The following is a 21,670-nucleotide window of genomic DNA, read 5'->3' as shown; positions in this document are numbered from 1 at the left end:
TCGCGATGATGCGATCCGAGGGAGCTGGTCATGGTCCGCATTCGTCCTCTCATTGCCGCCGCCGCGACGATCGCGCTGGCGGGGTGCGCCTCGCAGCCGAAGATCGCGGTGACGCCGCCGCCGGTGATGATGGCGCCGCCGGTGCGCGCGGCGATGCCGGAGGGCGGCTATCCGGGGATGGCGATCCCCGCGATGCTGGCGGACGGCAGCTATCAGACGCCGAACCGAGCGCTCAGCGCGGCGGCGGCGACCTGGCATCTGCGCGCGGCGCTGAACGTCGCGGCGCTGGCGTGCCGGCGGCCGGAGGATGCGGGGCTGGTCGATCGCTACAACGCGATGCTGACCGCGCAGAAGACGGCGCTCGCGAGCGCGCAGACGGCACTGGCGGCGGAATACCGCGCTGGTGGGGGCGACTGGCAGGATCGCTATGACGACGCGATGACGCGACTCTACAATTATTTCTCGCAGAGTTTCGTGCGGGACCGCTTCTGTGCGGCGGCGGCACAAACGCTCGGTGAGGTCGCGACGGTCGAGCCGGCCGCGTTTGCGACGTTCGCCAGCCAGCACCTCGCGTCGCTCGACCGGCCATTCACCGATTTCTACCGCGCGTATGACGCCTGGCGGACGGCGCAGATGCCGGTGCAGCAGATGGCGATGGCGCCGCGGATGCAGCCGGTGATCGCGACTGTTGCGACGCCTGCGACGGTGGTGGCGGAGCCGAAGGCGGCCCCGCGGCTGGAGATCGACCTGTCCAATCTGGGCGATTGATCCATTGCTTTGAGCCATGTTTGAGGGTGGGGGAAAGCCGAAGGGCGGCTATCGGGACGCCATTGATGCCAAGCCGCCCTTATTCCTCTGACGGCAGGGGCACCCGATCCAAGTAAACAGCCGAAGGACTATCCTCGTCGAAATCGATAACGAGGGCCTCGGTTGTGGGCTGATCGAGCAGTACGAAGCCATCAGGATAGAGCGAGCTGAGATCGGTTACAAACCGGCTGACGGCTTCGGCGGGCAGGAGGACGGCAGGCTCTTCATCGACATCCCAGCCGATGACAATCAGCAGATCGTTTGGTTCGGCGAAATCATCAATGTCGTCGGAGAGCGGCCTGCCGGAGGCTTCGGACAATACGCCGGATCGCCGAAGGCTGGACGCGCGCAAACGAGCTATGAGCGCCGCTTGACGGTCAGCCGAAAGCGGAGACGCTGCCACACCTAGCGCTGCCCATGCTTTAACAGCCCTTGGCACGAGGCCCGCGCGACGTCGCCGCCGCAACAGCTCATCAAGACGTCGCCGGTTTTCGCCCATGCCCGACCATACTGCCAGCGTGAACGTCCGCAATCAGGGAGCGAACAAAATTACGGGGCCGGCCAAGATTGGGGGCGGAAGCCGCCTGCGTGTCATGCCGCGGTCTGCTTCCGACACACATAGCGGCAGGGCGGGTTCCCTCTGCGGGGTGGTTGGGTTAACAGCCGCGTCGATGACCGATGTTGCGCAAGACCAGCCTTGTTCGGGCCGCTTCGAAGGCACCGAGCACCGCTTCGCGCTCCGCGTGTATTTCGAGGATACCGATCTCTCGGGCGTCGTTTATCACGCAAACTATCTGCGCTTCATGGAGCGCGCGCGGTCGGACATGCTGCGGGTCGCGGGCATCGATCAGCGCGCCGCGCATGAGGCTGGCGAGGGGGCTTATGCGGTCGCGGACCTCGCGATCCGATACCATGCGCCCGCCCGACTGGATGACGCGTTGATCGTCGTATCGCGATTGACGCAGGTCAGGGCGGCGAGCGTCGTCATTCAGCAGAGAGTCATGCGGGGCGCGCAGAAGCTTGCCTCCGCGGAGGTGACCGCCGCCTTCGTCACGCCCGGCGGGCGCCCGCGGCGTCAGCCGGCGGCGTGGCTCGCCATCTACAACCGTCTCGTATCCTTGGGGGATCAGCCAGACCCATGAACCCGTTCTTCAATACCGACGCGGCGACGCTGTCGCCGATCGCGCTGTTCATCCAGGCCGACTGGGTCGTGAAGGGGGTGATGATCGGGCTGCTGCTCGCCAGTATCTGGACCTGGGCGATCATCGTCAGCTTCTGGGCAAAGACCGGGCGGACGCGCAAGGCGATGGAGCGGTTCGAGACCGATTTCTGGAAGGCCGACGACGTCGATGCCTTCTACCGCGTACATCAGGACAGCAAGCTGCCGAGCGCGAAGGTGTTCGCGGCGGGCGTCAACGAATGGCGGCGATCGACCGCGGGCAAGTCGATCGATCGCGGCGGCACGCGCGAGCGGCTGGCGACGAGCATGGGCGCGGCGGTCGCGAGCGAGATCGACCGGATTTCGGATCGGCTGAATATCCTGGCGACGGTCGGTTCGGTCGCGCCGTTCGTCGGGCTGTTCGGCACGGTGTGGGGCATCATGCGCAGCTTCACGAGCATCGCTAGCCAGCAAAACACCTCGCTCGCGGTGGTGGCGCCTGGGATCGCCGAGGCGCTGTTCGCGACGGCGATCGGGCTGTTCGCGGCGATTCCGGCGGTGATCGCATACAACCGGTTTTCGCACGGGATCAATCGGATCGAGGCAAGGCTGAACCGGTTTGCGGATGGGTTTCATGCGACGCTCAGTCGGGAACTGGACGCGTGAGAGGCGCGCTACAAGCCCTTCCCATCGAAGATGGGGAGGGGGACCAGCCGCAGGCTGGTGGAGGGGCGGCGCGCAGCGCCGGCTTCGCCGTCGGCCCCTCCACCACCGGCTTTGCCGGCGGTCCCCTTCCCCAAGCGAGCTTGGGGAGGATTTGAGATGGCCATGAACCTCCCCTCGCAGCGGGGTCGAGGCCGCCGCGCGCCGATGGCGGATATCAACGTCACGCCGCTCGTCGACGTGATGCTGGTGCTGCTCATCATCTTCATGGTCACCGCGCCGCTGCTGACCGCGGGGGTGCCGATCCAGCTGCCCGACAGCCGCGCCAAGCCGCTCGATCAGGACAAGAAGCCGACGCAGATCTCGCTCGATGCGCAGGGCAAGATCTTCCTCGACAAGGAAGAGATCGCCGAGAGCGATCTGCCGTCGCGTCTTGAGGGTATCGCCGCACAGGGCACGCCGGATCAGCCGCCACAGGTGTTCCTGCGCGCCGACCGCGCGCTCGATTACGGGCGCGTCATGCGAGTGATGGGCGAGCTCAATCGCGCCGGGCTCAACCGTGTGTCGCTGGTGACGGTGGGCGACGAAGGCACCAAGTGATGGAGCGTAGCGAGAAGATCGGGCTGGGCGTGGCGCTCGCAGGGCATGTCGTCCTGTTCGGGCTGCTGTCGGTCGGCTTCCTCGCGACGCCCAACCCGTTGAAGCTGAAGGCGACGCCGATCGAGGTCACGCTGTCCGACGACGTGGCGATGGAGGCGGAGGCGCCGCAATCGACCGAGGCGCCGGCGCAGTCCGTGGCGCCGGAGCAGGGCAAGCCCGAGGAGGCCGCGCCGCCGGCTCCGGTCGAGGCGCCGCCCGAGCCGACCCCGCCGCTGCCCAAGCCGGCTGAACCGCAACCCCAACCCAAACCGAAGCCGGCGGAGGTCGCGAAGCCCGCGCCGCCGAAACCCAAGCCGCAACCGGCGCCGCCCAAGCCTGCGCCGACGAAACAGGCCGCGAAGCCCGCGCCAGCGGCGAAATCGCAGCCCACGCCTGCCAAGGCAACGGGGAAGTCGCCGACCGCGACCGCTGCCAAGCCCCGCGGATCGCGGCTGGGGGCGGATTTCCTGAAAGGAATTTCGGACCAGCCGTCGAAGAGCCGGACGCAGACGCCGCGCGCGGCCAAGGTCGGCGCGCGCGACATCGCGAGCATTGCGGGGCTGATCCGGCGGCAGGTCCAGCCGTGCTACGATCTCGGATCGCTCGGTGGCACGTCGGCTATGGATATCACGACGGTGCTGCGGCTCCAGTTCAAGCGCGACGGATCGATTGCGGCGGCGACGGTGTCCGAACAGGAAGGCGTCAACGACGACAATCGCGGCTATGCCAAGCAGATGGGTGAGCTCAGCCGCCGCGCGGTGCTGCGCTGTTCGCCGCTCAAGGGTCTGCCGCCCGAACTGTATGACGGCGGCTGGGCCGATTTCGACATGGGATTCATCCCGAGGCAGCTCGGGTAAAAGTACGGGAGAGAGAGATGCGCCGGACGATGATCGCTTCGCTGCTCGCGCTGACCGCGATGAGCGCCGTGCCAGCCTTCGGGCAGGACGCACCCACGCAGCAACCGGCACCGCCGGCGGACGCGGGCGGGCAGCGGCTGCGGGTCGATATCACCGGCGGCATCGCCGCGCCGACGCCGATCGCGATTCCGCCGATGCCGACCCAGGCGGTGGTGAACACCCCCGCCGGATCGACCGACGTGCTCGGCCGGCAGCTGGCCGAGATCATCACCAACGACCTGCGCAATTCGGGGCTGTTCAAGCCGCTGAACCCCGGCCAGCTTCGCCCTGTGTCGATGCCCGAGGTGACGGCGCCGGCCTATGACTTCTGGGGATCGTCGGGCGCGCAGGCGCTGGTGCAGGGGTTCATCCGCGCCAACGGCGACGGCAATCTGACGGTCGGCTGCTATCTGTACGACGTCTATGCAAAGACCGAATTGACCCGGCAGGGCTTCGTCGTGCCACCGTCCGACTGGCGCCGCGCGGCGCACAAATGCGCGGACATGGTCTATACAAGGCTGACCGGCGAGGGGCCGTATTTCGACAGCCGCGTCGCCTACGTCTCCGAGACCGGGCCGAAGAACCGGCGCATCAAGCGGCTGGCGATCATGGATCAGGACGGCGCCAATCACCGCTTCCTGACCAACGGCCAGTCGATCGTGCTGACGCCGCGGTTCGCGCCCAATCAGCAGTCGATCGTCTATATGAGCTATGTGAACAAGCGGCCGTCCATCTATGTCTATGACATCGGATCGGGGCGGCAGCGGCTGGTGGTGTCGAACGCGAACCTGACCTTTGCGCCGCGCTTCTCGCCGGATGGACGTTATATTCTGTTCTCGATGGCGGTGGGCGGAAATACAGACATTTACCGGGTATCGTCGTCGGGCGGATCGCCGCAGCGGCTGACGACCTCGCCGGGAATCGATACTGGCGGCAGCTACTCGCCCGACGGCAGCCGTATCGTGTTCGAGAGCGACCGTTCGGGCGGGCAGCAGATCTATGTGATGAATGCCGATGGGTCGAACCAGCAGCGGATCAGCTTCGGCGGCGGACGCTATGCGACGCCGGTATGGAGCCCGAAGGGTGACCTCATCGCGTTCACCCGCATCTCGGGTGCGTTCCGTATCGGGGTGATGTCGCCGTCCGGCGGGGGCGAGAAGCTGCTGACCAACGCCTGGCAGGATGAAGGGCCGAGCTGGTCCCCCAACGGCCGGGTCATCATGTTCTTCCGCCAGGGGCAGGGCAATGCGGGGCGTGCGGACCTGTGGTCGGTCGATCTGACGGGCGTCAACGAGCGCAAGATTCCGACGCCGCTCGACGGTTCCGATCCGGGCTGGGGACCGCTTCGCCCGTAAATGCGTTGAGGGGGTGTGTAACGGGGGCGGAACGATTTCCACCGACCATATCATGGCCAATACTGGGAGACTGAAAATGGCAAGACTGGCAACCACGCTGCTAATGGCGACCGCGATCGTCGCGACCGCTGCGTGCTCGAAGAAGCGCCCCGAAGTGCTGCCCCCCGCACCCGGCGCGGCGCCCACCGACACGACGGGCCAGGGCCAGACGGGCAATGTCGGCGATGCGGTGATCCCGGGCTCGGCCGCCGACTTCAAGCGATCGGTCACCAGCGACACCGTCTATTTCGGCACCGACGTGTCCGACGTGGACGATACGGCGCGCGCGACGCTGGACACGCAGTCGGCGTGGCTGGCGAAATTCCCCAACGTCCGAGTGACGGTGGAGGGCCATGCCGATGAGCGCGGGACGCGCGAATACAATCTTGCACTGGGGGATCGCCGTGCGAACTCGGCGAAGAACTACCTCGTCGCCAAGGGTGTGTCGCCGGAGCGGATCACGACGATCAGCTATGGCAAGGAACGCCCGGTGGCGCTGGGTTCGGATGAAAGCGCCTGGGCGCAGAACCGCCGCGCGGTGACGGTGGTGCTGAACTGACCGACCTCCTTGCGAACGCGTGGAGCGCCCCGGACGGGATGCCGTCCGGGGCGCTTTTCGATTCCGCTTGCGGCGACTCAGCCTTCGATATAAAAGTGATATCACTTTAATGGAGGACGAGATGGCGAACGGGGGTTTGTTGCAACATTCGAGCGAGCGGCAGGCGGCGACCGCGAGCGGGTATCCGATGCTGGTCATCGGGCTGGCCCTGACCGCAGCCGGCGTGTTCGCGGTCAGCCAGCTGGCGAGCGAGATGTGGTCGCCGGTCTGGTCGGTGCTGCCGATCCTGTGCGCGATCGGCGTCGCGTTCATCGCGGCGGGGTTCTACATGCTCCAGCCCAACCAGGCAGCGGCGATCACGCTGTTCGGCAGCTACAAGGGCACCGACCGCGCTACGGGCCTGCGCTGGGTGCTGCCGTGGATGATCCGCAAGAAGCTGTCGGTGCGCGCGAACAACGTGATTTCGGACAAGATCAAGGTCAACGACCTGCGCGGCAACCCGATCGAGATGGCGGCGCAGGTGGTGTGGCGGGTGACCGACACCGCGCAGGCGCTGTTCGATGTCGACGACTACAAGGCTTTCGTGAACGTGCAGATCGAGGCGGCGGTACGCACCATCGGCTCGCGCTATCCGTATGACGATTACGAGCATCAGGAAGTGACGCTGCGCGGCAATCACGAGCAGGTCGGCGTCGAGCTGCGCGCCGAGCTGATCGCGCGGCTGACGGTGGCGGGGATCACCGTCGACGAATGCGGGTTCACGCATCTGGCCTATGCGCAGGAGATTGCGGGCGCGATGCTCAGGCGCCAGCAGGCGCAGGCGGTGGTCGCGGCGCGGCAGACTTTGGTCGAGGGTGCGGTCGGCATGGTCGAGATGGCGCTCGACCAGTTGAGCGCGAAGAATGTCGTCGAGCTCGACGACGAGCGGCGAGCGGCGATGGTCAGCAACCTGATGGTCGTGCTGTGCGGCGAGCGCGATACGCAGCCGGTGGTGAACGCCGGGTCGCTTTACCAGTAGGCTAGGCGCGTGGCGGCTCCGACCAAGAAGGCGTTCCCGCTGCGCCTCGATCCCGCGCTCTACGCGGCGATCGAGCGCGCCGCGGCGGGCGACTTCCGGAGCGTGAATGCCGAGATGGAGTGCCTGTTGCGCGAGGCTCTCGCGAAACGAGGCGTGAAGGTGGCGATCAGCGAGCGGCCGAAACGCGGGCGGCCGCCGAAGGAGGATGGCGATGCGTGAGGATGATGAGAACGCGTGGTTCGCGGCGAAGCGGTATGGCTTCGGCACCGGGGTGCCCATCCGGTGGCCCGGCTGGGTGATGCTTGGAGCGGTGATTGCGTTGGTCGTGGCGATCCAGAAGTCGGTGCCGAAGGACCGGATCGGGACGAAGGGCTGGCTGCTGCTGATCCTGCTGGTGGGCGCGACGTGGATCGCGGCTCGGCACACCCGCGGCGGCTGGCGGTGGCGGTGGGGCGAGCGCGACTGATCGGTCACAGCCGGATCTTGAAGCCGGCATGGCTCTGCGTGAAGCCGAGCCGTTCGTAGAAGCGGTGGGCGCCGGTGCGATCCTTTTGCGAGGTGAGCTGGACCATGAAGCAGCCACGCTGGCGGGCGCGATCGAGCGCCCAGCCGATGAGTTCCTCGCCGAGGCGCTGGTTGCGGAGATGGCTCGCGATGCGGACGGATTCGATCATACAGCGCCAGGCGCCGCGGAAGGCGAGGCCGGGGAGGTAGCTGAGCTGCATCGTGCCGGCGGGTTCGCCGTCGAGGGTTGCAAGGATGAGTTGCTGGTTGGGGTCTTCGGCGATGGCGTCGAAGGCGGCGAGGTAGCGGGGATCGAGCGGTTCGCTCGGGTCTTCGCGGAGGCGGCCGTTCTCGTCGTCGTGGAGGAGGCGGACGATCGCGGCGACTTCGGTGCGGTGGGCGTCGCGGATGGTGAGGCGGGTCATGGCTGGTCCTTCTGTCATCGCGCTGATGTGCTCCCGCGAAGGCGGGAGCCCAGACTGGATCCCCGCCTTCGCGGGGATACAATGAGCGTCGCTCATTCCGCCGCCTTCTCGATCCGCACGAGCAGCGCGCCTTCGGTGACCTGCCCGCCTTCAGTGGCGTTGAGTTCGGCCACCGTGCCGTCAAAGGGCGCGGTGAGGCTGTGCTCCATCTTCATCGCCTCCAGTGTGACGAGATTTTGGCCCTTGGCGACGGCATCGCCGCCCGCGACCGCGACCGCGATGATGCGGCCGGGCATGGGGGAGAGGATCGCGCCGTCGGCGGCGGTGCCGGTGGCAATCCCCGACGTCCTCGAAACGGCGGCGAGGAATGACAGTCCGTCGTCGTTTACGGCGACACCCGCTGCGACCGGTTCCCCTACGACCTGCTTGTATCGCCAGTCGCGCGGGAGTGTCGTGACGTGGGGTTTGCCCTCCAAGTTCAACGCAACGACGAGATTGTCGGGCGCATTCAGTCTGAAACCCAGCGCCCCCCGCCACGGATCATTTTGGCGCGACGCCAGCAGGTCCTTATCCCAGAAAGACAGGATCGTGGCTTCGCCATAATATTCCTGAACGAGGACGGCGGCGGCCGCCTGTTTGATCATGTCTTCCGTGGGTTCAGCTGGCGGCAGCAGCGCGTCGCCTTTAGTCGCGATAAAACCTGTATCGATCTTGCCGGCGCGGAAGTCGGGATCGTCCAGCGCGCGCCAAAGGAAGGGGGCGTTGGTTTTGACCGGATAGATATCTGTGGACGCGCAAGCCCGAGCCAGCGCTTCGCAGGCCCCTTCCCGCGTTTGTTCGTGGACGACGATCTTAGCGATCATGGGATCGTAGAAGCCGGTGATCTCGGCGCCCTCATACACCCCGGTTTCGAGCCGCACGTCCAGATGCTCTCGAAAAATCTCGAGCGTCCCGGTTGATGGCAGAAACCCCTTCGCCGGGTCCTCCGCATATAGTCGCGCTTCCATCGCCCAGCCATCGATCGCCAGCTCATCCTGCCGCTTCGGCAGAGGCTCGCCGCTCGCTACGCGCAGCTGCCACTCCACCAAGTCCTGCCCGGTGATCTCCTCGGTCACAGGGTGCTCGACCTGCAACCGCGTGTTCATTTCCATGAACCAGATGCGGTCGGCGCGGAGGCCTTCGCTCGCGTCGGCGATGAATTCGATCGTGCCGGCGCCGACATAGTCGACCGCTTTCGCGGCGCGGACGGCGGCGGCGCAGATGCTCTCGCGGGTCGCTTCGTCCATGCCGGGGGCGGGGGCTTCCTCGATGACCTTCTGGTGGCGGCGCTGGAGGCTGCAATCGCGCTCGAAGAGGTGGACGACGTTGCCTTGGATATCGCCGAAGACCTGCACCTCGATATGGCGGGGCGAGAGGATGTATTTCTCGATGAGCACCCGGTCGTCGCCGAAGGAGGAGGCGGCCTCGCGCTGGCAAGAGAGGAGCGCATCGGCGAAGTCGGCCGCGCTATCGACGCGGCGCATGCCCTTGCCGCCGCCGCCCGCGACCGCCTTGATCAGGACGGGGTAGCCGATTGCGTCGACCTCGGCGCGCAGGCGATCGGGGGACTGGTCCTCGCCGAGATAGCCGGGGGTGACGGAGACACCAGCGGCGATCATGCGGGCCTTGGCGGCGTCCTTCAGCCCCATCGCGCGGATGCTGTCGGGGTGGGGGCCGACCCAGATGAGGCCGGCGTCGATCACGGCCTGCGCGAAGTCGGCATTCTCGCTGAGGAAGCCGTAGCCGGGGTGGATCGCCTCGGCGCCGGTCGCTCGCGCGGCGGCGATGATCTTGTCGCCGACGAGGTAGCTTTCGCGCGCCGGGGACGCGCCGATGTGAACCGCCTCGTCGGCCTGGCGGACATGGAGCGCCTTGGCGTCGGCGTCCGAATAGACCGCGACGGTGCGGATGCCCATCGAGCGCGCGGTGCGGATGATGCGGCAGGCGATCTCGCCGCGATTGGCGATGAGGAGGGATCGAATCATGTCAGCCTTCGCAAGTGGTCCGCTGCGACCAGGTGATGTTGAGGATTTTCCAGCGCCCGCTCTCCCGGACCAGACCGAAGTGGTCGGTGCCGCAGTGGTGGACCTTGCCGTTGATCGTGAAGACGTAGGGCGCCCAGACCATCGCGATGTCGCCGTCGATCTCGATTGCCGGGGTCGACAGGCGTTCCTCATAGCGTTCGGGGCCGGGTTTGATGCCGGCGGTGAATTCGCTCCACGTCAGGTGTTTGACGGAGCGGGTGCCGTCGGGTTTCTCGGCGGCGACGGTGGCGCTGCCTTCGGGGCGGAGTTGCGCGGTGATCGCCGCGGCGTCGCGCGCGGCGAGGCCGGCGAACATCGCTGTGATGGGCGCCATGACCGCGGCTTCCTCCGACGAGGGCGGGGGGAGCGCGGTGCCCTTCACGATGGGGGCTACGGGTGTGATCTGGAGAAGGAGAGGGAGGATCATGGGCGTGTCCTTCAATCCTCCCCGGAACGGGGAGGGGGACCGGCCGTAGGCCGGTGGAGGGGGCCTCGCTCTTCACAGAGCGCGACGATGGCGGGGATGACCGCATCGAGATCGGAAAGAACTGCGCGTGCCGGGATTCGTAATGTCAGATAGCCGTCAGCCGAAAGCCGCCTATCACGCTGGAGATCGTATTGGGGCTGATCGCCGCGGTTATGAGCCTCGCCATCGACTTCGATCGCGAGCCTTGCCTCCATGCAGGCGAAGTCGAGTGCCGCGCCGCTTTGCGGATGCTGGCGGCGGAACTTGAAACCGCCGGGGCGTTTGCGGAGTTCTCGCCATAGTAGGACTTCGGGAAGAGACATTTCGCGGCGGAGCTTGCGGGCACGTTTTACGAGTTTGATGGGCGCGGTGAATGGTGGGCGTGGGCCCCCTCCACCATTCGGCTTTGCCGAATGGTCCCCCTCCCCGTGCCGGGGAGGAATTGGTGCGGCCTGCACCCTCACATCCGGAACACGCCGAACGCGGGGCGCTCGGGGATTGGGGCGTTGAGACAGGTGGCAAGCGCGAGGCCCAGGACGTCGCGGGTCTGGGCCGGATCGATGATGCCGTCGTCCCACAGGCGGGCGGTGGCGTGCCAGGGGTTGCCTTCGTCTTCGTATTTCTGGCGGATTGGTGCCTTGAAGGCTTCGGCCTCTTCGGGCGTCCAGTTCGCGGCGTCGCGGTGGACGGTCGCCAGCACCGAAGCCGCCTGTTCGCCGCCCATCACGCTGATGCGGCTGTTGGGCCAGCTGAACAGGAAGCGGGGGGAATAGGCGCGGCCGCACATCCCGTAATTGCCGGCGCCGAAGCTGCCGCCGATCAAAATCGTGATCTTGGGGACGGTCGCGGTGGCGACGGCGGTGACGAGCTTTGCGCCATGTTTGGCAATGCCTTCCGCCTCGTATTTTCCGCCGACCATGAAGCCGGAAATGTTCTGGAGGAACAGCAAGGGCACGCGGCGCTGGCAGGCGAGTTCGATGAAGTGGGCGCCCTTGACCGCGCTCTCGCTGAACAGGACGCCGTTGTTGGCGAGGATGGCGACCGGCTGACCCCAGATGTGCGCGAAACCGCAGACGAGGCTGCTGCCGTAGAGCGCCTTGAACTCGTGGAACTCGCTGCCATCGACGAGGCGGGCGATGACTTCGTGGACGTCGTAGGGGGCGCGGACGTCCTGGGGGACGATGCCGTATAAGTCTTCGGCGTCGTATTTTGGGGGGCGGGGTGTCCTCGTGCCGTTAGCCCTGAGCGAAGTCGAAGGGTGGGCTTCGACTTCGCTCAGCCCGAACGGGGGGTTGCCGAGGTGGCTGACGATATCGCGGACGATCGTCAGCGCGTGCTCGTCATTTTCGGCGACGTGATCGACGACGCCCGACTTGCGGCCGTGGAGGTCGCCGCCGCCGAGGTCTTCGGCGGAGATGACCTCGCCGGTCGCGGCCTGCACCAAGGGGGGGCCGGCGAGGAAGATCGTGCCTTGGCCGCGGACGATCACGCTCTCGTCGGACATGGCGGGGACATAGGCGCCGCCGGCGGTGCAACTGCCCATGACGCACGCGATCTGGGGGATGCCTTTCGCCGACATGTTCGCCTGGTTGAAGAAGATGCGGCCGAAATGATCGCGGTCGGGGAACACCTCCGCCTGGTGGGGCAGGTTCGCGCCGCCTGAGTCGACGAGGTAGATGCAGGGGAGGCGGTTCGCTTCGGCGATCTCCTGCGCGCGGAGATGCTTTTTGACGGTGAGCGGGTAGTAGGTGCCGCCCTTCAAGGTCGCGTCGTTGCAGACGATCATGCACTGCCGTCCGGAGACGCGGCCGATGCCCGCGATCAGGCCGGCGCCGGGGACTTCCCCTTCATACATGTCGCAGGCGGCGAGCTGGCCAATCTCGAGGAACGGGCTGCCCGGATCAAGCAGCCTCTCCACGCGGTCGCGGGGGAGGAGCTTTCCGCGCGCGGTGTGGCGGTCGCGCGCCTTGTCGCTGCCACCAAGCGCGGCCTGCGCGACATCGGCGCGCAGGCGTTCGGCCAGCGCGCGGTTGTGCGCCGCGTTGGCCTGGAATTCGGGGCTTTCGGGCGAGACTTTGGTATCGAGCACCGGGGCGCTCATGCTGGCATCCTCATCGTTTCAAGCGTGACTAGACGCGGATGCGCCCTATTGGAAGCCGGCGCGCGCGGGTGTATCGCCGCGGCCATACACGTCAGGAGAGTTGTCCCATGAAGCGTTCCGTTCTCGCCCTGCTGCTCGCCAGCGCTGCCTGCTCGCCGAGCACCACGACGACCACCAATTCCACCACGACCGTGGAAAAGAAGGCGGAGACGGGGACGCTTTCGGGTGTCAATCAGGCCTATATCGACAAGGGCGTGAAGCCGGGCGACGACTTCAACGCCTATGCGAACGGCGCGTGGGCGGCGAAGGCGGAGATTCCGGCGGACCGGTCGTCGATCGGCGTCGGCTATGACGTGTTCAAGGTCGCGGAAGGGCGCAATGCGGCGCTGTTCGCGGAGATTGCGAAGAGCAATCCGGCCGCGGGTTCCGACAACGCGCGGATCGCGGATTACTACAAGGCGTATCTCGACACGACGGGAATCGAGCGGCGCGGACTGGCGCCGCTCAAGGGGCAGCTCGATGCGATCGCGCAGTTGAAGGACAAGCGCGCGCTGTCGACGATGCTGGGCGCGAACATGCGCGCCGATACCGATCCGCTCAACGCGACGAGTCTCTCGACCGAGAATCTGTTCGGACTCTTCGTGACGCAGGACCTCAACCGACCCGACACGACGGTGCCGTATCTGATGCAGGGCGGGCTGGGGATGCCGGACCGCGACTATTACCTTTCGACCAAGCCCGACATGGTCGCGCAGCGCGCGGCGTACAAGGGCTATGTCGCGAAGCTGCTGGGCCTCGCGGGGATGAGCGATGCGGGCGCGCGGGCGGACCGGATCGTCGCGCTGGAGACGAAGCTGGCGCAGGCACATGCCGACATCGTCACCAGCCAGAGCGCGAAGAAGGGCAACAACCCGTGGAAGCGCGCGGACTTCGCGAAGAAGGCGCCGGGGATCGACTGGGACGCCTATTGGGCGGCGGCGTCCTTGCCGAACCAGCAGGACTTCATCGTGTGGCAGCCGGCGACGGTCGTGAAGGAAGCGGCGCTGGTCAATTCGGAGCCCTTGCAGACCTGGCAGGACTGGCTGGCGTTCCACACGATCAATCAGGTGACGAGCGTGTTGCCGAGCGCGTTCGACGCGGCATCGTTCGACTTCTACGGCAAGACGCTGAACGGCACACCGCAGCAGCAGGCGCGCGACAAGCGGGCGATCGCGGCGACCAATGCGGCGCTTGGCGACGCGGTGGGCAAGATCTACGCCGAGAAATACTTTCCCGCCTCGTCCAAGGCCGAGATTCAGGGGATGGTGAAGAACATCGTCGCGGCGTTCGACGCGCGGATCGCGGCGCTCGACTGGATGGCGCCGGCGACGAAGGTGGAGGCGCGCAAGAAGCTGCAGGTGTTGCGGGTGGGCGTCGGCTATCCCGACAAGTGGCTCGATTATTCTGGGTTTGCGGTGAGCGCGGACAATCCGGTCGCGAATTTGCAGGGCGCGGAGCTGACGCATTACCGCCAGCAGATCGGCAAGATCGGCCAGCCGGTCGATCGCGGCGAGTGGTGGATGACGCCGCAGACGGTGAATGCGGTCAATCTGCCGCTCCAAAACGCGCTCAACTTCCCGGCGGCGATCCTGGAGACGCCGTATTTCGACGCGAAGTTCGATGCGGCGGCGAATTACGGCGCGATCGGATCGGTCATCGGGCACGAGATCAGCCACAGCTTCGACAATCTGGGTGCGGATTTCGATTCGACCGGCAAGCTCAGAAGCTGGTGGACGCCGCAGGATTTCGCGCGGTTCGAGGCGTCGGGGAAGGCGCTGGTCGCGCAATACAATGCCTATGAGGCGCTGCCGGGGCTGCATCTGAACGGGCAGCAGGAGCTGGGCGAGAACATCGCGGATGTGGCCGGGCTGACCGCGGCGTATGAGGCATATCGGAAGTCGCTGAACGGTATGCAAGCGCCGGTGATCGACGGGCTGACGGGCGACCAGCGCTTCTTCCTGGCGTTTGCGCAGGGCTGGCGGACGAAGACGCGCGAGAAGGCGCTGCGTGCGCGGGTGGCGACCGACGTTCACGCGCCGGCGGAATGGCGGGTGTTGACCGTGCGGAACCTCGATGCGTGGTATCCGGCGTTCCAGGTGAAGCAGGGGGAGAAGCTGTATCTGGCGCCGGACAAGCGGGTGCATGTCTGGTGATCTAGGTCCTCCCCGAGCTTTGCTCGGGGAGGGGGACCGCCGCTGAAGGCGGTGGTGGAGGGGCCGGCGCAGCCGGTGCTTCGCACCGCCCCTCCACCAGCTTCGCTGGTCCCCCTCCCCGTGCCGGGGAGGACTTTTCAGGCGCCGATCAATTCCCGGCCGATCAGGAAACGGCGGATTTCGTTGGTGCCGGCACCGATGTCGTAGAGTTTTGCGTCGCGCAGGAAGCGTTCGACCGGCCACTCCTTGGTGTAGCCCGCGCCGCCGAGCGCCTGGATCGCCTCCAGGCTGACCTTCACCGCATTCTCGCTGGCGAGCAGGATCGCGCCGGCGGCGTCGAAGCGGGTCGTCTTGCCGGCGTCGCAGGCACGCGCGACGGCATAGACATAGGCGCGCGCGGAGTTGAGCGCGACATACATGTCGGCGACCTTGGCCTGCATCAGCTGGAAGCTGCCGATCGCCTGGCCGAACTGCTTGCGCTCGCGGACGTAAGGCAGGACCACGTCGAGGCAGGCCTGCATGATGCCGAGCGGTCCGGCCGAGAGCACCGCGCGCTCGTAATCGAGACCGCTCATCAGCACGCCGACGCCGCCGTTCATCGGCCCCATGACGTTTTCGGCCGGGACTTCGCAATCCTCGAACACCAACTCCGCGGTATCGGAGCCGCGCATGCCCATCTTGTCGAGCTTCCTGGAGACGCTGAACCCGGCCATGCCCTTTTCGATCAGGAACGCGGTGATGCCGCGTGCGCCTTCGCCCGTCTTGGCGTAGACGACGAGGGTGTCGGCTTCGGTCGAATTCGTGATCCAGAATTTGGTGCCATTGAGGACGTAGCGGTCGTTGCCCTTCGCTTCGGCCTTCAGCTTCATCGAGACGACGTCGGAGCCTGCGCCGGCCTCCGACATGGCGAGGCTGCCGACATGTTCGCCCGAGATCAGTTTGGGCAGGTATTTCGCCTTCTGCTCGGGCGAGCCCCAGCGGCGGATCTGGTTGACGCACAGGTTCGAATGCGCGCCATAGCTGAGGCCGATCGAGGCGGAGGCGCGGCTGACTTCCTCCATCGCGACGACGTGCTCGAGATAGCCTAGGCCCAGCCCGCCCCATTCCTCCTCGACGGTGATGCCGTGCAGGCCGAGCGCGCCCATTTCGGGCCAGAGCGAGCGGTCGAACCTGTTCTCCTCGTCGATCGCGGCGGCTTTCGGTGCAATGCGGTCGGCGGCGAAGCGCTGGGTCGTCTCGCGGATCATGTCGGCGTTCTCGCCGAGCGCGAAGTCGAGGGCGGTGTCCACTTGTCTCTCCCAAGGACTGGTTTCGTCTGTTACCGGTGCCGTAGAACATGATCGCGTCAGATTGAAGCGGTCGAATTCCGCCCCGGCACGGGGAGGGGGACCGCGGCGCGCAGCGGCGTGGTGGAGGGGCCCGCCGCCGGTGAGTCGTGCGTGGCGGGTCCCTCCACCAGCCTGCGGCTGGTCCCCCTCCCCGTGCCGGGGAGGATCAAGGGGAACGCAATGTCCAGTCTCATGCGTCGCAAGACGATTCACCCGCAGCCGCCAGAGCGGCAGCTGGCGCGCACGCTGTCGTGGCCGCATCTGGTGGCGCTGGGGGTCGGGGCGATCGTGGGGACGGGCATCCTCACGCTGATCGGCGTCGGGGCCGACCGGGCGGGGCCGGCGGTGTTGCTGAGTTTCGTCGTGGCGGGCGCGATCTGTGCCTGCGCGGCGCTTTGTTATGCGGAAATGGCGACCGCGATTCCGGCGTCGGGGAGTGCTTATACCTATAGCTATGCGGAGCTGGGTGAGGTGATCGCGTGGGTCGTCGGCTGGTCGTTGATCCTGGAATATTCGCTCGTCGTCGCGACGGTTGCGGTGGGCTGGTCGGGCTATGCGGTCGGGTTTCTGACGGGGCTGGGAGTCATCCTGCCCGATGCGCTGACCCACGGTCCGGCCGTGGCTGGAAGCGTGTTCCACGGAACGTTTGCGGTCACGCAGGTCGGAGTGAACGTGCCCGCGATCGTCATCATCGCGGTGGTCGCGGGGCTGCTGTCGCTCGGCACGCAGGAGAGCGCGCGGATCAACACCGCGCTCGTCGTCCTCAAGATCGTGACGCTTGCGCTCTTCGTCGCGGTCGCGCTGCCGCATTTCAACACCGCGAACCTGCATCCGTTCGCGCCTTACGGACTGGGCAGCACCGCGGGTGAGGGCGGCGTGAAATACGGGGTGATGGGCGCGGCGGCGATCATCTTCTTCGCATTCTACGGCTTCGACGCGATCTCGACCGCGGCGGAGGAAGCGAAGCGGCCCGAGCGCGATCTGGCGATCGGGATCGTCGGGTCGATGGTGGCGTGCACGATCATCTATATCGTCGTGGCGGCGGCAGCGGTGGGGGCGCTGGGCTTTGCCAGGTTCGCCAACTCGCCCGAGCCGCTGGCGCTGATCCTGCGCGGGATCGGGCAGGACCGGGTGGCGACCATCGTCGCGGCGGCGGCGGCGATCGCGTTGCCGACGGTGATCCTGGGGTTCCTCTACGGGCAGAGCCGCATCTTCCTGGTGATGGCGCGCGACGGGTTCCTGCCGGCAGGACTCGCCAGGGTGTCTAAGCGCGGGACTCCGGCGCGGATCACGATGGTGACGGCGGTGTTCGTGTCGATCATCGCGGCACTGACCCCGTTGGATGTGATCGCGAGCCTGGCCAATGCGGGGACGCTGTGTGCGTTCGTGGCGGTGGCGGCTTGCGTGCTGGTGCGGCGGCGGCGGGGATCAGTAAACGCGGGGTTCCGGACGCCGCTTGCCTGGGTGGTTGCGCCGGCGGCGATCCTGGGGTGCTTGTATCTGTTCACCAGTCTGCAGACGGTGACGCAGGTGTCGTTCGTGGTTTGGAACGCGATCGGGTTGTCGGTGTATCTGGTGTGGGGCAGAAGGCGGGCTGTTTTGGAATAGCTGCGATGTGCTCCCGCGAAGGCGGGAGTCCAGACTGGATCCCCGCCTTCGCGGGGATACAAATTAGGGAACGATCCCCTCCCATTCTGCCCGGTGGTCGCAGTCATGGCCTTCCATGCCCGGCTTCGTCAGATAGCCGCGCGCGTCCGGCACATGGCTGTAGATCATCCTGAGCGGCTTTTCGTGCCACTGGAGGTTGAACGCCCAGAGATTGGGAAAGAACTCCATCGTCGCATAGGGCAGGTGGTCGTGCACCCACCAGGCGAGGCGCTTCCAATCGCCCTCTGCCGTGAACTTGTTCGCGAAGGCGGGCACGACGATGCAGGCGGTCGCGCCCATCTGGCCGGCGGCGTCGCGCTGATCCCAGATGTGGCCGGCGCGGCTGCGCTCGTTCGAGGCGCAGTTATGCCCCTTGGCATGGCCGAGCGCGTTGACCTCCGCCGAGCGATAGGCGCTGCGGATCGAAAGCCGGCCAAAGGCGTCCTGCAGCGGTTCCAGCAAGTCCTCGCACAGCCGCGTGCCGGCAGCGATGGCGAGATCGGGATCGTCGGGGATGTTCGACAGGCCGTGGATCGCGGCGATGTCCGAATAGAGGAAATCGCGCAGGAAGAACGTCTTCGACAGCTGCACGCGGCCGAGCTCGGTGAGCTTCGCGACGGTCTGTGGCTTCTTCATCGGCGTGGCTTCCCGGCGCCGCGGATCAGGCGGCGAAAGCGTCTTCCTATCGCAGCGGGCCCGCGAAGGGGAGAGGCCGGGCGCAGGCGCTGTGCCGTTTCGGCACCGGTTCGGTCACGGTCCGTCGACGGGCCATGCGCGGCCGTCGCAGGTCCGTACCGGCAGCGCGTCGACGAGATCGGGGTCGAAGAGGTTCATGTTGACCCCCATCCGGTCATGGTCGCCGATCGCGCTCCAGTGGGTGACGCTGCCGCAGCGCGCGCAGCGGTGCGTGGTGAGGCTGGGCTTCACCGCATCCGCGCGGACATAGCCGTCGATCGGCCCGCCCTCGATCGCCACGCTGCCCGGGCGGAAATACGCCCAGCGGGTGCCGAGCTTCGTGCACAGCGTGCAGTTGCAGCGGGTCACCTCGTTCGGGACATGCGGCAGGTGCAGCCGGATCGCGCCGCAATGGCAGGACCCGGCCGGTCCGGTCATGCCGCCAGATTCCGCAGCACATATTGGAGGATGCCGCCGTTGAGGAAATATTCGAGCTCGTTGACGGTATCGATCCGGCAGCGCGTCAGGAAGGTTTCGACCGTGCCGTCGGCGCGGGTCATCGTCACCTCGACCGCCTGGCGCGGGCGCAGGTCGGCGACGCCGGTGATGGTGAAGCTCTCGTCGCCGGTCATCTTCAGCGTCTCGCGGTTCCAGTCGTCGAGGAACTGGAGCGGCAGGACGCCCATGCCGACGAGGTTCGAGCGGTGGATACGCTCGAAGCTTTCGACGATCACCGCGCGGACGCCGAGCAGGTTGGTGCCCTTCGCCGCCCAGTCGCGGCTGGAGCCGGTGCCATATTCCTTGCCGGCGACGACGACGAGCGGCGTGCCGTCCGCCTTGTGGCGCATCGCCGCGTCGTAGATCGGCATGACCTCGCCCTTGTAGCGGCTCATGCCGCCTTCGACGCCGGGGACCATCTCGTTCCGGATGCGGATGTTGGCGAAGGTGCCGCGCATCATCACGTCATGGTTGCCGCGACGCGCGCCGTAGCTGTTGAAGTCGGCCTTCGCGACCTGATGCTCCTGCAGATACGTGCCGGCGGGGCTGTCCGCCTTGATCGAGCCCGCGGGACTGATGTGGTCGGTGGTGATCGAATCGCCCAGGATCGCGAGCGGCTTGGCGTCGATGATGTCGGTGACGGGCGCTGGCGTCATCGTCATGCCTTCGAAGTAAGGCGGGTTGGCGACATAGGTGGAGCCGGCGCGCCAGGCATAGGTATCGGAGCCCTCGACGAGGATCTCGCGCCACTTGGCATCGCCGGCATAGACGTTGCCGTAGCGGGCGCGGAACATCGCGTCGTCGATGTTCGCGTCCATGACGCTGCGGACTTCCTCGTTCGAGGGCCAGATGTCCTTGAGGTAGACATCGGCGCCGTCGCTGCCCTGGCCGATCGGCGTCTCGACCATGTCGGTCGTGACCGTGCCCTTCAGTGCATAGGCGACGACGAGTGGGGGCGAGGCGAGGAAGTTCGCGCGCACGTCGGGCGAGACGCGGCCTTCAAAGTTGCGGTTGCCCGACAGGACCGAGGCGGCGACGAGGTTGTTGTCGTTGATCGCGCTCGAAATCGGCGCGGCGAGCGGGCCGGAATTGCCGATGCACGTCGTGCAGCCATAGCCGACGAGGTTGAAGCCGATCGCGTTCAGATCCTCGGTCAGGCCGGCGCGGTCGAGATAGTCGGTGACGACCTGCGATCCGGGGGCGAGCGAGGTCTTGACCCAGGGCTTCGGCGTCAGGCCCTTCTCGCGCGCCTTGCGGGCGACAAGGCCGGCGGCGACGAGGACCGACGGGTTGGAGGTGTTGGTGCAGCTGGTGATCGCGGCGATGACGACGTCTCCGTCGCCGATGTCGTGGGTTTTGCCCTCGACCGCGACCCGCTCCGGGCGCTGCTTGTCGTAGAGCTTCGAGAGGTCGCCGTTGAAGACCTCGTCGACCTTGCCGAGGCTGACCCGGTCCTGCGGGCGCTTCGGGCCGGCGAGCGACGCGACGACGGTGCCCATGTCGAGTTCCAGCGTATCGGTGAAGACGGGATCGACCGCATCTGCGTGGCGCCACATGCCCTGCGCCTTGGCATAGGCCTCGACCAGCGCGATCGTCTCGTCCGGACGGCCGGTGAGGCGCATGTAGTCGATCGTCTTCTCGTCGACCGGGAAGAAGCCGCAGGTCGCGCCGTATTCGGGCGCCATGTTGGCGATCGTCGCGCGGTCGGCGAGGGTCATCGCGGAGAGGCCGGGGCCGTAGAATTCGACGAAACGGCCGACGACGCCCTTCGCGCGCAGCATCTGCGTCACGGTGAGGACGAGGTCGGTCGCGGTGATGCCCTCGGCGAGCGCGCCGGTGAGCTTGAAGCCGACGACTTCGGGGATCAGCATCGAGACGGGCTGGCCGAGCATCGCCGCCTCCGCCTCGATCCCGCCGACGCCCCAGCCGAGCACGCCCAGGCCATTGACCATCGTGGTGTGGCTGTCGGTGCCGACCAGCGTGTCGGGATAGGCGATCGTCTTGCCTTCATTCTCGGAGGACCAGACCGCCTGCGAGACATATTCCAGATTGACCTGGTGGCAGATGCCGGTGCCGGGCGGGACGACCGAGAAATTGTCGAGCGCCTTGGAGCCCCATTTCAGGAACTCGTAGCGCTCGGCATTACGGGCATATTCGAGATCGACATTGTCCGCGAACGCCCTGGGCGTGCCGAATTCGTCGACCATCACCGAATGGTCGATGACGAGATGGACGGGGACCTGCGGGTTGATTTTCGCCGGGTCGCCGCCGAGCTTCGTGATCGCGTCGCGCATCGCGGCGAGATCGACGACGCAGGGCACGCCGGTGAAATCCTGCATCAGCACGCGTGCGGGTCGATACTGGATTTCACGGTCGCTGCGGCGCTCATTCTGCCAGTCGACGATCGCCTGCACGTCGTCGGCGGTGACGGTCTTGCCGTCCTCGAAGCGGAGCATGTTCTCGAGAAGGACCTTCATCGAGAAGGGCAGGCGGCTGATGTCACCGAACTTCGCCTCGGCGGTCGAGAGCGCGTAATAGTCGTAGGTCTTGCCGCCAGCCTCGAGTGTCTTGCGGGCGTTGAGCGTGTCCTGGCCGATGGCGGTCATTGGGGTCCTTCCCTCTGCGCGACGGCGAGC

Annotated in this window: 22 protein-coding genes; 12 read left to right on the top strand and 10 right to left on the bottom strand. The window is 66.6% G+C overall.

Features of this window, described 5'->3' with window-relative positions:
• Positions 1 to 30: 30 nt before the first annotated feature.
• Positions 31 to 768 carry a hypothetical protein gene (locus tag BOS5A_RS11930; RefSeq protein WP_151955314.1) on the top strand — a complete coding sequence of 246 codons (738 nt, stop codon included), beginning with the start codon at positions 31 to 33 and terminating at the stop codon, positions 766 to 768.
• A gap of 79 nt (positions 769 to 847) precedes the next feature.
• Here the strand turns inward: BOS5A_RS11930 and BOS5A_RS11925 are convergent, their stop codons facing one another.
• The gene (locus BOS5A_RS11925; protein WP_151955313.1) at positions 848 to 1,126 is read right to left on the bottom strand and encodes a hypothetical protein; all 279 of its coding nucleotides are present in this window, start codon (positions 1,124 to 1,126) and stop codon (positions 848 to 850) included.
• 352 nt (positions 1,127 to 1,478) lie between these two features.
• On the opposite strand from BOS5A_RS11925, the gene ybgC reads away from it, so the two are divergent.
• The 9 genes from ybgC to BOS5A_RS11880 all read left to right on the top strand — a co-directional run bounded on the left by ybgC (position 1,479) and on the right by BOS5A_RS11880 (position 7,601).
• On the top strand, positions 1,479 to 1,949 hold the full coding sequence (ybgC, locus tag BOS5A_RS11920; protein ID WP_151955312.1) for a tol-pal system-associated acyl-CoA thioesterase: 471 nt from the start codon (positions 1,479 to 1,481) through the stop codon (positions 1,947 to 1,949).
• Positions 1,946 to 2,632 (top strand): protein TolQ, encoded by a 687-nt coding sequence (gene tolQ, locus BOS5A_RS11915; RefSeq protein WP_151955311.1) that lies wholly within the window; start codon positions 1,946 to 1,948, stop codon positions 2,630 to 2,632. The genes ybgC and tolQ overlap by 4 nt, the downstream gene beginning before the upstream one ends.
• 156 nt (positions 2,633 to 2,788) lie before the next feature.
• The gene (gene tolR, locus BOS5A_RS11910) at positions 2,789 to 3,229 is read left to right on the top strand and encodes a protein TolR (RefSeq protein ID WP_151955310.1); all 441 of its coding nucleotides are present in this window, start codon (positions 2,789 to 2,791) and stop codon (positions 3,227 to 3,229) included.
• The gene (locus tag BOS5A_RS11905) at positions 3,229 to 4,125 is read left to right on the top strand and encodes a hypothetical protein (RefSeq protein ID WP_151955309.1); all 897 of its coding nucleotides are present in this window, start codon (positions 3,229 to 3,231) and stop codon (positions 4,123 to 4,125) included. The genes tolR and BOS5A_RS11905 overlap by 1 nt, the downstream gene beginning before the upstream one ends.
• 17 nt (positions 4,126 to 4,142) lie before the next feature.
• Positions 4,143 to 5,519, top strand: a complete 1,377-nt coding sequence (tolB, locus tag BOS5A_RS11900; protein ID WP_151955308.1) for a Tol-Pal system beta propeller repeat protein TolB — start codon at positions 4,143 to 4,145, stop codon at positions 5,517 to 5,519.
• A gap of 76 nt (positions 5,520 to 5,595) precedes the next feature.
• Entirely contained in the window at positions 5,596 to 6,117 is a 522-nt protein-coding gene (gene pal / locus BOS5A_RS11895; protein ID WP_151955307.1) for a peptidoglycan-associated lipoprotein Pal, read from the top strand.
• A 121-nt stretch (positions 6,118 to 6,238) separates the two neighbouring features.
• Complete coding sequence (locus tag BOS5A_RS11890) at positions 6,239 to 7,135, top strand: SPFH domain-containing protein (RefSeq protein ID WP_199857354.1); 897 nt, start codon at positions 6,239 to 6,241, stop codon at positions 7,133 to 7,135.
• Positions 7,136 to 7,144: 9 nt separating this feature from the next.
• A complete protein-coding gene (locus BOS5A_RS11885) occupies positions 7,145 to 7,354 on the top strand; it encodes a toxin-antitoxin system HicB family antitoxin (RefSeq protein ID WP_151955305.1) in 210 nt (69 codons plus the stop codon).
• On the top strand, positions 7,347 to 7,601 hold the full coding sequence (locus BOS5A_RS11880; protein WP_234419320.1) for a hypothetical protein: 255 nt from the start codon (positions 7,347 to 7,349) through the stop codon (positions 7,599 to 7,601). The genes BOS5A_RS11885 and BOS5A_RS11880 overlap by 8 nt, the downstream gene beginning before the upstream one ends.
• Before the next feature lie 4 nt (positions 7,602 to 7,605).
• On the opposite strand, the gene BOS5A_RS11875 is transcribed toward BOS5A_RS11880, so the two are convergent.
• The 5 genes from BOS5A_RS11875 to BOS5A_RS11855 form a co-directional block, all read right to left on the bottom strand.
• On the bottom strand, positions 7,606 to 8,064 hold the full coding sequence (locus tag BOS5A_RS11875) for a GNAT family N-acetyltransferase (RefSeq protein WP_151955303.1): 459 nt from the start codon (positions 8,062 to 8,064) through the stop codon (positions 7,606 to 7,608).
• A gap of 92 nt (positions 8,065 to 8,156) precedes the next feature.
• On the bottom strand, positions 8,157 to 10,088 hold the full coding sequence (locus tag BOS5A_RS11870; protein ID WP_151955302.1) for an acetyl/propionyl/methylcrotonyl-CoA carboxylase subunit alpha: 1,932 nt from the start codon (positions 10,086 to 10,088) through the stop codon (positions 8,157 to 8,159).
• 1 nt (position 10,089) lies between these two features.
• Positions 10,090 to 10,554, bottom strand: a complete 465-nt coding sequence (locus BOS5A_RS11865) for a nuclear transport factor 2 family protein (RefSeq protein WP_151955301.1) — start codon at positions 10,552 to 10,554, stop codon at positions 10,090 to 10,092.
• An 11-nt stretch (positions 10,555 to 10,565) separates the two neighbouring features.
• Positions 10,566 to 10,916, bottom strand: a complete 351-nt coding sequence (locus BOS5A_RS11860) for an endonuclease domain-containing protein (RefSeq protein ID WP_234419319.1) — start codon at positions 10,914 to 10,916, stop codon at positions 10,566 to 10,568.
• Between the two features lie 137 nt (positions 10,917 to 11,053).
• Positions 11,054 to 12,694, bottom strand: a complete 1,641-nt coding sequence (locus tag BOS5A_RS11855) for a carboxyl transferase domain-containing protein (protein WP_151955299.1) — start codon at positions 12,692 to 12,694, stop codon at positions 11,054 to 11,056.
• Positions 12,695 to 12,801: 107 nt separating this feature from the next.
• Between BOS5A_RS11855 and BOS5A_RS11850 the strand changes: the two genes are divergently transcribed.
• A complete protein-coding gene (locus BOS5A_RS11850; RefSeq protein WP_151955298.1) occupies positions 12,802 to 14,886 on the top strand; it encodes a M13 family metallopeptidase in 2,085 nt (694 codons plus the stop codon).
• Positions 14,887 to 15,023: 137 nt separating this feature from the next.
• Here BOS5A_RS11850 and BOS5A_RS11845 read toward each other — a convergent pair whose 3' ends face one another.
• A complete protein-coding gene (locus BOS5A_RS11845) occupies positions 15,024 to 16,133 on the bottom strand; it encodes an isovaleryl-CoA dehydrogenase (protein ID WP_151955981.1) in 1,110 nt (369 codons plus the stop codon).
• Positions 16,134 to 16,394: 261 nt separating this feature from the next.
• On the opposite strand from BOS5A_RS11845, the gene BOS5A_RS11840 reads away from it, so the two are divergent.
• Positions 16,395 to 17,822 (top strand): amino acid permease, encoded by a 1,428-nt coding sequence (locus tag BOS5A_RS11840; protein WP_151955297.1) that lies wholly within the window; start codon positions 16,395 to 16,397, stop codon positions 17,820 to 17,822.
• Between the two features lie 63 nt (positions 17,823 to 17,885).
• On the opposite strand, the gene BOS5A_RS11835 is transcribed toward BOS5A_RS11840, so the two are convergent.
• From BOS5A_RS11835 to acnA, 3 genes are all read right to left on the bottom strand, one after another.
• Positions 17,886 to 18,497, bottom strand: a complete 612-nt coding sequence (locus BOS5A_RS11835; protein ID WP_151955296.1) for a hypothetical protein — start codon at positions 18,495 to 18,497, stop codon at positions 17,886 to 17,888.
• A gap of 114 nt (positions 18,498 to 18,611) precedes the next feature.
• Positions 18,612 to 18,974 carry a GFA family protein gene (locus BOS5A_RS11830; protein WP_151955295.1) on the bottom strand — a complete coding sequence of 121 codons (363 nt, stop codon included), beginning with the start codon at positions 18,972 to 18,974 and terminating at the stop codon, positions 18,612 to 18,614.
• A complete protein-coding gene (acnA, locus tag BOS5A_RS11825) occupies positions 18,971 to 21,640 on the bottom strand; it encodes an aconitate hydratase AcnA (RefSeq protein WP_151955294.1) in 2,670 nt (889 codons plus the stop codon). The genes BOS5A_RS11830 and acnA overlap by 4 nt, the downstream gene beginning before the upstream one ends.
• Between the last annotated feature and the right edge of the window lie 30 nt (positions 21,641 to 21,670).

This window comes from Sphingomonas sp. EC-HK361 (assembly GCF_902498785.1).
GTDB lineage: Bacteria > Pseudomonadota > Alphaproteobacteria > Sphingomonadales > Sphingomonadaceae > Sphingomonas.
This window is presented reverse-complemented; position numbering and strand designations above follow the sequence as displayed.